Source organism: Escherichia sp. HH41S, from assembly GCF_009820115.1.
In the GTDB taxonomy this organism is placed as follows: Bacteria; Pseudomonadota; Gammaproteobacteria; order Enterobacterales; family Enterobacteriaceae; genus Escherichia; species Escherichia coli_F.
The window spans coordinates 244784-253878 of the sequence record NZ_VNXE01000015.1; the positions used below are offsets into that span (position 1 = coordinate 244784).

General features: G+C 51.7%; 10 protein-coding genes. 6 read left to right on the forward strand and 4 right to left on the reverse strand.

Going from position 1 to position 9095, the window contains the following annotated elements:
• Positions 1–142: 142 nt before the first annotated feature.
• Complete coding sequence (locus FQZ95_RS04360) at positions 143–1060, forward strand: SPFH domain-containing protein (protein WP_000904502.1); 918 nt, start codon at positions 143–145, stop codon at positions 1058–1060.
• Positions 1057–1515, forward strand: a complete 459-nt coding sequence (locus tag FQZ95_RS04365) for an NfeD family protein (RefSeq protein WP_000970331.1) — start codon at positions 1057–1059, stop codon at positions 1513–1515. Before FQZ95_RS04360 ends, FQZ95_RS04365 begins: the two co-directional genes overlap by 4 nt.
• Before the next feature lie 102 nt (positions 1516–1617).
• Here FQZ95_RS04365 and FQZ95_RS04370 read toward each other — a convergent pair whose 3' ends face one another.
• Positions 1618–1980, reverse strand: coding sequence for a hypothetical protein (locus FQZ95_RS04370; RefSeq protein WP_001001644.1), 363 nt, complete (start codon positions 1978–1980; stop codon positions 1618–1620).
• Positions 1981–2347: 367 nt separating this feature from the next.
• Here FQZ95_RS04370 and FQZ95_RS04375 point away from each other — a divergent pair, with 367 nt between their 5' ends.
• The 4 genes from FQZ95_RS04375 to FQZ95_RS04390 all read left to right on the forward strand — a co-directional run bounded on the left by FQZ95_RS04375 (position 2348) and on the right by FQZ95_RS04390 (position 5355).
• Positions 2348–3364, forward strand: a complete 1017-nt coding sequence (locus FQZ95_RS04375; protein ID WP_160529913.1) for a YadA C-terminal domain-containing protein — start codon at positions 2348–2350, stop codon at positions 3362–3364.
• A gap of 53 nt (positions 3365–3417) precedes the next feature.
• Complete coding sequence (locus tag FQZ95_RS04380; protein WP_160529914.1) at positions 3418–3840, forward strand: hypothetical protein; 423 nt, start codon at positions 3418–3420, stop codon at positions 3838–3840.
• Positions 3837–4043, forward strand: a complete 207-nt coding sequence (locus FQZ95_RS04385) for a hypothetical protein (protein ID WP_000664213.1) — start codon at positions 3837–3839, stop codon at positions 4041–4043. Before FQZ95_RS04380 ends, FQZ95_RS04385 begins: the two co-directional genes overlap by 4 nt.
• Before the next feature lie 88 nt (positions 4044–4131).
• On the forward strand, positions 4132–5355 hold the full coding sequence (locus FQZ95_RS04390; RefSeq protein WP_160529915.1) for a hypothetical protein: 1224 nt from the start codon (positions 4132–4134) through the stop codon (positions 5353–5355).
• Here the strand turns inward: FQZ95_RS04390 and cueR are convergent, their stop codons facing one another.
• The 3 genes from cueR to FQZ95_RS04405 are packed head-to-tail and all read right to left on the reverse strand — an operon-like array spanning position 5356 to position 9094.
• Positions 5356–5763 (reverse strand): Cu(I)-responsive transcriptional regulator, encoded by a 408-nt coding sequence (gene cueR, locus FQZ95_RS04395; RefSeq protein WP_001026747.1) that lies wholly within the window; start codon positions 5761–5763, stop codon positions 5356–5358.
• Positions 5760–6935, reverse strand: a complete 1176-nt coding sequence (locus FQZ95_RS04400) for an HlyD family efflux transporter periplasmic adaptor subunit (protein ID WP_160529916.1) — start codon at positions 6933–6935, stop codon at positions 5760–5762. The genes cueR and FQZ95_RS04400 overlap by 4 nt, the downstream gene beginning before the upstream one ends.
• Positions 6932–9094: a type I secretion system permease/ATPase gene (locus FQZ95_RS04405; protein WP_088541933.1), complete on the reverse strand. Its 2163-nt coding sequence runs from the start codon at positions 9092–9094 to the stop codon at positions 6932–6934. The genes FQZ95_RS04400 and FQZ95_RS04405 overlap by 4 nt, the downstream gene beginning before the upstream one ends.
• Position 9095: the final 1 nt, after the last annotated feature.

The window sequence follows — 9095 nt, forward strand, 5'->3', positions numbered from 1 at the left end:
TGTTCCCTTTTTCTGATTTTTACTAAAAACAGTTTATCCTTCGCAGGAATAAGGGGGAACTCTCTTTCAGTAATCAGGTATAATTTGTTTAATCAAGCAGCAATTTTGCTGATTATGGACGGTACAACAGGAGGTTTTTCCGATGCTTATCTTTATCCCGATTCTCATTTTTGTCGCGCTGGTCATTGTCGGCGCGGGTGTTAAAATCGTGCCGCAGGGCTATCAGTGGACAGTAGAACGCTTTGGTCGCTATACCAAAACGTTACAGCCGGGGCTCAGTCTGGTCGTGCCGTTTATGGATCGCATTGGTCGTAAGATCAATATGATGGAGCAAGTGCTCGATATCCCTTCTCAGGAAGTTATCTCGAAAGATAACGCCAACGTTACCATCGACGCCGTGTGCTTTATTCAGGTGATTGATGCCCCGCGCGCGGCTTATGAAGTCAGCAATCTGGAGCTGGCGATCATCAATCTGACCATGACTAACATCCGTACCGTATTGGGTTCAATGGAACTTGACGAAATGCTCTCTCAGCGCGACAGCATCAACTCACGCCTGCTGCGTATTGTCGATGAGGCTACCAACCCGTGGGGGATTAAAGTCACCCGTATTGAAATTCGCGACGTGCGCCCACCGGCAGAGCTTATCTCTTCGATGAACGCGCAGATGAAAGCGGAACGTACCAAACGCGCTTACATCCTTGAAGCGGAAGGGATCCGTCAGGCGGAAATCCTCAAAGCCGAAGGTGAAAAACAGTCGCAAATCCTGAAAGCGGAAGGTGAGCGTCAGTCGGCATTTTTACAAGCTGAAGCGCGTGAACGTTCCGCCGAAGCAGAAGCCCGTGCCACTAAAATGGTGTCGGAAGCCATCGCCTCTGGTGATATTCAGGCAGTGAACTACTTCGTCGCACAGAAATACACCGAAGCGTTACAGCAGATCGGTTCATCCAGTAACAGCAAAGTAGTGATGATGCCATTAGAGGCCAGCAGCCTGATGGGGTCGATTGCCGGGATTGCCGAGCTGGTGAAAGACAGCGCCAACAAACGGACTCAGCCATGATGGAGTTAATGGTCGTTCATCCACATATTTTCTGGCTCAGTCTCGGCGGGTTGTTGCTGGCAGCCGAGATGTTGGGCGGAAATGGTTATCTGTTGTGGAGCGGCGTGGCAGCGGTGATTACCGGCCTGGTGGTCTGGCTGGTGCCGCTGGGTTGGGAGTGGCAAGGGGTGATGTTTGCCGTCCTGACGCTGCTCGCCGCCTGGCTGTGGTGGAAATGGTTGTCGCGGCGGGTGCGCGAACAAAAGCACAGCGACAGTCATTTAAACCAGCGCGGGCAGCAGCTTATTGGCCGACGTTTTGTGCTGGAATCTCCGCTGGTCAACGGGCGCGGTCATATGCGCGTCGGTGACAGTTCATGGCCTGTCAGCGCCAGCGAGGATCTCGGCGCAGGTACGCATGTTGAGGTGATTGCGATAGAAGGGATAACGCTGATTATCCGTGCGGTCATCGCCTGATGCGACGCTGGCGCGTCTTATCATGCCTACAAAATATGCCCGAATCGTAGGCCAGATAAGGTGCTTGCGCCGCATCCGGCATATAGCCGAGTAGAGGCAAAATTACTCTTCCCGGCCTTTACCCATACTTTTTTGGTCTTCATCCGGATAGTGTTTTTTTAGATATTCCAGGACGTTTTTATTGACCTTGTGTTGCGTATACACCCACCCTTTCCAGTAATCAGGCTGGTCCAGGTAAACTTCTGGCGGAATGGTGAAATCAGAAAGCGTTAACCATTCGGCTAATAGATCGGGGTTTCGTTTCTGGATTAACTGCAACAGCATAATCAGTGACATAGCTGAGGCAGGAGCCGTACTATCGCCACTTAAATATTTCCACACTGTTGACCGGTTCGAACGAAAAAGGATCGGTAGCAATGCCCGGTCCAGATTCATTTCATTAAAAATCTTCTCAAATTCATTCATTTAAATTTTCCTGCCTGGCGTAAACCTCTTAAAAATTGAGATTTATCAAAGAAACGCATTTTAGCACACATCAGGAACTGCTTCACGTTTAGTCCAGAAACAGAATTTATTTCGCTTATCAAAACAAGTCTTTACTCTTTTATACATTGAAAGAGCACGAAATAATTTCCTTTTTTATTTATATGAGAAACATTTTTTGTTTCTTATTGGTGGTGTTTACGCTTACACCAGACAAAAATGCGCTTTACATCACACAAATGGCGGCGTAGATTTCGATCATATTGCAACGTATTTTATTTCTTAATAACAATATTATTTGTTTCTTATAGAAACATTAATGCGACTTATTTTTATCGAGAGAAAATGAATGAAAACTGTAAACGTAGCTTTACTGGCACTCATAATTTCAGCAACATCCAGCCCTTTTGTTTTAGCTGGTGATACCATTGAAGCGGCGGCAACAGAGCTTTCAGCCATTAACTCGGGCATGTCGCAATCGGAGATTGAGCAGAAGATTACCCGCTTTTTAGAACGCACCGACAACAGCCCCGCTGCATATACCTATTTGACTGAACATCACTACATCCCTTCTGAAACACCTGATACCACTCAGATTCCCCCTGTCCAGACAGATCCTGACGCAGGACAAAAAACCGTTGCCGCTACAGGTGATGTACATACAACTGCCCGTTATCAGAGCATGATCAACGCCCGACAGTCTGCGGTAACTGATGCCCAGCAAACGCAAATTACAGAGCAACAGGCGCAGATCGTAGCCACACAAAAAACGCTCGCCGCGACTGGAGATACGCAAAATACCGCGCATTATCAGGAGATGATTAATGCCAGACTGGCGGCTCAAAATGAGGCTAATCAGCGCACTACCACTGAACAAGGGCAGAAAATGAATGCGCTGACAACCGATGTGGCAGTACAACATCAAAATGAAAGGACTCAATACGATAAACAAATGCAAAGTCTGGCGCAGAAGTCTGTCCAGGCACATGAGCAAATTGAAAGTCTGAGACAAGATTCCGCACAAACGCAGCAACAGTTAACCAACACGCAAAAACGGGTCGCAGATAACAGCCAACAAATTAACACGCTCAATAACCATTTCGATTCTCTGAAAAACGAAGTTGAGGACAATCGTAAAGAAGCCAATGCGGGAACTGCATCTGCCATCGCTATCGCCTCACAACCACAGGTGAAAACCGGTGACTTGATGATGGTGTCAGCGGGAGCGGGAACGTTCAACGGTGAATCTGCGGTGTCTGTAGGAACATCTTTTAATGCCGGAACGCATACGGTACTTAAAGCAGGTATTTCTGCGGATACACAATCTGATTTCGGTGCGGGTGTCGGCGTGGGATATTCGTTCTAATTTTAACAGCAATTTCTTATTCGCAATTTTCCGTACATTATTTAAGGTTAACAATGATGAATAGCTCCATTAAATCGTTTTCCCTGCTGGCGGTTATATTACTGGCTGGCTGTAGTTCACCCACTTCCCGCATCGCAGATTGCCAGGCGCAGGGCGTCAGTCATGATACCTGTTATCTCGCAGAACAGCAGCGTCAGACGGCTATTTTAAGTGCATCCGAGGCGCAGGCATTTAAAAATGCAGAAGCCGCACAACATGCCCAGGCGGCAAAGAAAGCCATTTATAAAGGATTTGGCGTCACCTTCAGAATGAGCAGTAAGAACTTTGCTTATCTCAATGATTCCTTATGTGTCATAGATGAAGATAATGCCGATGCCACGGTTTATCAGTCGGGTCTGTATAACGTCATTGTTTATCATCACACAGGAAAAATCGCCTTAATGAAAGAAGGCCAGTTTGTGGGCTATTTAAAATGAAGGAGCAAAGGAAAATCCCCCTGACGCATATTATGATTATCGGTGCGTTTATTTTTGCCTTCTTACAAGTGGTGTTATTAGCCTCCCTGGTTCACGCTGTGAATGTTAACAATGAAATTCAGGAAGGCTTATTTCAATCGGGGCGCATTATGGTAGAAAGTTTGCAGCATATTCTGTCTGTGCAACCGGTGATTAACGGGTAAGAGCACCGCTTCCATTTATAGAGCAATAGTCACCAGCGTAATTTTCTGGCACAGTTCAGGGAACTGAAATTTTGGCTAAGGAGTAGCCATGCTTTTTCCCTGTCGAAAACCTGAAGTACGTCTACTGAATAATACCGCTGCAGGCGTCATTTTTTCGGTGAAGTCCGGGAAAGGATTTCTGTGTCAGTGTGTGATTTACGATCCGCACCCTTATGGGCTTATCCGTTCGCTCTGCTGGCAGGATGTCCCGTTAATACGTTTCTGGTCCGAGGCTGGCTGCCCCACCTGTGCGGAATTTGTCTACAGCGGTTTTGCGGATGATGAACAGGGAGCCGCCCGGTTTTTGTCTGCTCTCGAAAACTGGAATCGCCCGTGGTCTGGCATGACGGACGCTTTTGCCGCGCTGACACCGCTGTTCTCATGCATGGCTGATGGCTATTACCTGCTGGAAGATCGTGAACTTTACCCGACGGATGGCAACGGGCATTTCTTTTGGGCGGCAACGGACCATAGCGCCAGTAATCCGGCGACCGTTGCCGTCTGGGATCCTGAATATTGCTATTTCAGTGACATCGCCCCCTGTTTTCTTCTTCCCGGACAGCCGCCATCACATTTTAATCCTGATCGTGCGACGTTTTATCGCAATAAACCGGACGCCCGCGCTCTGGCCTGGTATCTCCCTGATTCCTATCTCTGCGTTCTGCTCGACGGGCACCATAAGGCCACTGCTGCCGCACTGGAAGGGCGACCGCTCAAAACACTGGTACTCAGCACGGCAACCCGTTTTAATGATGAGCAACAAACACTAGTATTTCCGGGCGGAGAATGTCTGCACAAAACAGAGCTACTGTGCCACGTTCCCAAACTCACTGAGTGGAAAACATTACCGCCCGGCGCATGGGAGAGTTTCGGCCCTGATAAGCACATCAGCCCATCCGAAACCTGGTCAGAAGAGTTGCAGCAGAGCGTCAGTCGGTACCCTTCACTGGATCAAGCCTGGCAAATTGTTGAGGCCGGGAATTTGAGCGAAACTCGTATTAAGAGCATGATCCAACAAGGTTTGGGGGAGGATGAACAGGCTGATGTAATTTTGCAGGCGCTGTTTTTCACACACTCGCCGCTTTTTATTGACTTTGCCCGATTCGTTATCAGCTATCCGGCATACGCCATTTATCGCCCCCTCACCTTCCGGTTGATGGCGCAAAACCGAACGCCGCAAGCAGATGCTTTTTTTCTGGATTTTGCCATCAATGATGACGGCGAACGTCCGGAGTTGACGAAAATAATGGACGACTATTTCCGTATGTCTTAATCACCCTGCCCGATGATGACAGCAGCCGGAGAGATTTTCGATAATCGGGCAATCGGCGCTGTCATCACCGGGGCAGGCATTCGCCAGCGCCAGTAGCTGGTCGCGCATGGATTGCAGCTCCTCAATGTGCCGTTCGATCTCCGCCACCTTCTCCAGCGTGCGCCGTTTTACATCGGCGCTATGCCGCTGCGGGTCGTTAAACAGATTTACCAGTTCGCCGCTCTCTTCCAGGTTAAAGCCCACCTGGCGTGCCTGGCGCAGTAAGGTCAGTTCGTTGAGATGCTGCTGCGTGTAGGTGCGATAACCGTTTTCGCTACGCATCGGCGGCGTCACCAGCCCCTTCTCTTCATAGAAGCGAATGGCTTTGCTGGTCAGGCCGGTAATTTTTGCTACATCGCTAATGTTCATCGTTCGCGCGACGCCTCCTGTGCTTTGTTAAAGGGTTTCAACAGATAATCCAGCACGCTTTTTTTGCCAGTGCGGATATCGACCGTCGCCACCATACCGGGAAATATCGGAAACTGCTGTTTGCTTTTATTTTCCAGATGGTTGCTGAAAGTGCGAATGTACACCCGATAGTAATAAACATCGCGCCGCACTTCATCCTGTACAGTGTCCGGTGAAATCACTGCCACTTCCCCCGGCAGGCCGCCGTAGATGGAGTAGTCGTAAGCGGTTATTTTCACCAGCGATTTTTGCCCCGGATGGATAAACGCCACATCGCGGGGGGAGATTTTTGCCTCGATCAACAGTTGCTCATCCAGCGGCACGATAGTCATAAGTTTACCACCAGGGGCGATGACGCCGCCAACCGTGGTGACGTCAATGTCCTGAACAATGCCTCGCACCGGCGCGGTAAAGTTGAGCCGGGTGAGAGAATCTTCCCGCCCGCGGATCACCGAACGCTGGGTTTCCACTTCCGCATTGGCTTTCGCTAACTCTTCCCGCGCCTGTACGTAGTATTGCGTACGCACGTCACTAAGTTTGTTTTCCAGTTCATTGGCCTGGCGTTGCAGGCGCAGCACTTCAACGCTGCTCGCCGCCCCCTGTTTCACCAGCGGCTGGGTCATCGCCAGTTCGCGGTTGACCAGGCTAATCCCCTGCGTCAACCCGGTGGTGGCTTTGTTCAACCCGTCGCGGCGAGTGTTATATAACGCCGTTTCCGACTCGATAAGTTCGGGGAATTTATTCAGTTCGTCAGGGAAGACCAACGGTTTATTGCTCACTTCTGCCCGCAGCCGCGCCGAGGTTGCCAGTGCCGCATACAGCCGCGACATCGCTTCCTGGACGTCGGATTCCGTTTTGGTGCGGTTAAGCTGCGCCAGCGGCTGCCCCTGTTCGACAATATCGCCAACCTTCACGTCGAGATGATACAAAATCCCGCCTTCCAGCGACTGCACCACCTGTTCGCGTCCGGAAGGTTCTACCGTGCCGCTGCCGGTGGTGACTTCATCAAGCTGGAAGTACCACGCCCAGCCGAGAAAACAGAGCAGCATCACAGCGGTAACGCGCACCGCCAGCGCCGAACGTGGCAGGCGGGGTTCAGTCAGGCCACGGTTGTATTGCAGTTGTCCGTTCATGCGGCAGACCCCTTATTCTTCTCCTGCAACACCACGCGTCGCGTCGTGGGTTCGCCCTGTTCACGCAAAATGGTCTCTTTCGCGCCATCCATCACAATCCGCCCCTGATCCATCACGATAATGCGGTCCACCAGTTGCAGCATCGCCGTGCGGTGAGTGGCGATGACCAGCGTGCGATGTCCAATCCACTGTTTCAGTTGTTCGATTAAATGCGCTTCCGCCATTTCATCCAGCGAGGCGCTGGGTTCGTCAAGCAGGACAATATTCGGCTGAGAGATAAGTAGCCGCGCCAGCAGCAGCGTTTGCCGCTGACCGCCAGAAAGACCAAATCCCCCTTCCTGAATCATGTAGTTGAGGCCGTTTTTCTGCTTCTGTACAAAGGGCAGCGCCCCGCTGAGGGTTAACGCGCGTTCGATATCTTCATCGCTGGCTTCCGGCATCCCCATGGTGAGGTTTTCCCGCAGCGAGCCGAAGAACAGTCGCCCGGTTTGGCTGAGCAGCCCCATGTCGCGGCGCAGATCTGCCGGATCAAGCTGCCCGATGCTGATGTTATCCAGCAGCACCTGCCCCTGCTGGGCGATACGCATTCCGGCGAGCATTTGCAGTAGCGTTGATTTACCCGCGCCGTTGCGCCCGAGAATGGCGATTTTCTCTCCGGCCTGAATGTTGAGTTTGCCGATCGCCACATCGGCAATCTTCTCTTCTTCGTCGTAATAAAACACCGCGTTGCTGAACTGATAATTGCCGTGCAGCACTGCTTTATGCACCAGTTTGCCGTGTTCCGGCTGATCCACCGGGCGCTTCATCAGTTCATCAAGGCCATTACGCGCCACTTTCGCCTGCTGCCAGCGCGAAAGCACGCCGGATATCTGCGACAGCGGCGCGATGGTGCGCGAAGCCAGAATCGTCGTCCCCACCAGCGCGCCGGTGGTCATGTCGCCGTTCATCACCATGAAGCAGCCCACCAACAGCACCACCACATAGACGATGGATTGCACTTCCTGCGTCCAGGTGAGCAGCAGCCCGGTGAGAAAACGTTGCTTCATACTGATGGACGAGGCCACGTCGTTGGTGTGATTCCACTGATTCTGGAAACGCTGTTCAGCACGCAGCAGTTTAATGTCTTCAATCGACTGCACGGCCTCGACAAGCGTAGCGTTGCGCACTGCCGATTCGCGCATCCCTTCGTTCGCCAGCCGCGCCAGCGGGCGTTGCACCAGCAGGCCGGGGATCACCAGCAACGGCAGCGCCAGCAAAACCACCAGCACCAGCCAGCCGCCGATCATCCACAAAATAAAAACAAACAGCAGGAAGAATGGCAGATCCGCCACCGCGCCGATGGTGGTAGAAGTGATCAGTTCCCGCACCGATTCCAGTTCGCGGATCTGTGAGATAAACGATCCGGTGGATTTCGATCGCACGTTATTTTTCAGCCGTAATGCGTGACCAAACACGCGATCCGAAATACGCAGATCTGCCCGCTTACCAATCACATCGGAAAGGTGCGTGCGCACCATGCGCATACAGAACTCAAACAGGATCGCCATCATCACCCCGGCGAACAGCACCCATAGCGTCGGGTAGGACTGCGCCGGAACAACGCGGTCGTAAACCTGCATCGAGAAAATCATCGCCGCCAGCGCCAGCACGTTCGCCACCAGCGAGGCCAGCATAATATCGCCATAGCGCCGCCAGTCTTTTAGCGAAAGATTCCAGAACCAGTTAGCCTGATACGGGCGAATGTAGTCATCCACCCGCGCATCGGGAATGGCGCTGAGCGGTCGTAGCAGCGCCAGTTCAACGATTTTGTCTTCTATATCCGTGACGTTTAATGTGGTTTCCAGCCCTTCGTCACCGCTGAACTGAACGCTGATATTGTCGTGATTGTCGCGGCGGGTGATCACGCCAATCTGTTGATTATCAAACACCGCGATCAGCGGCAGCCGCCACGGGTTAAGCGAGTCGGCGGAAAATTCCACCAGCCGCAGCCCCATCCCTAACTGCCGCGCCATGTCGGTGAGCAACTCTTCCCGTTTGCTGTCGCGCTCCCAGTTGACGGTCGCGCGCACATTCTCCTGGGAAAAATCGAGGCGGTAATAGCGCGCCACGGCGATCATCGCCTCCAGCCAGGCTTCCACGGACTGGGCATTTTTTTTCATT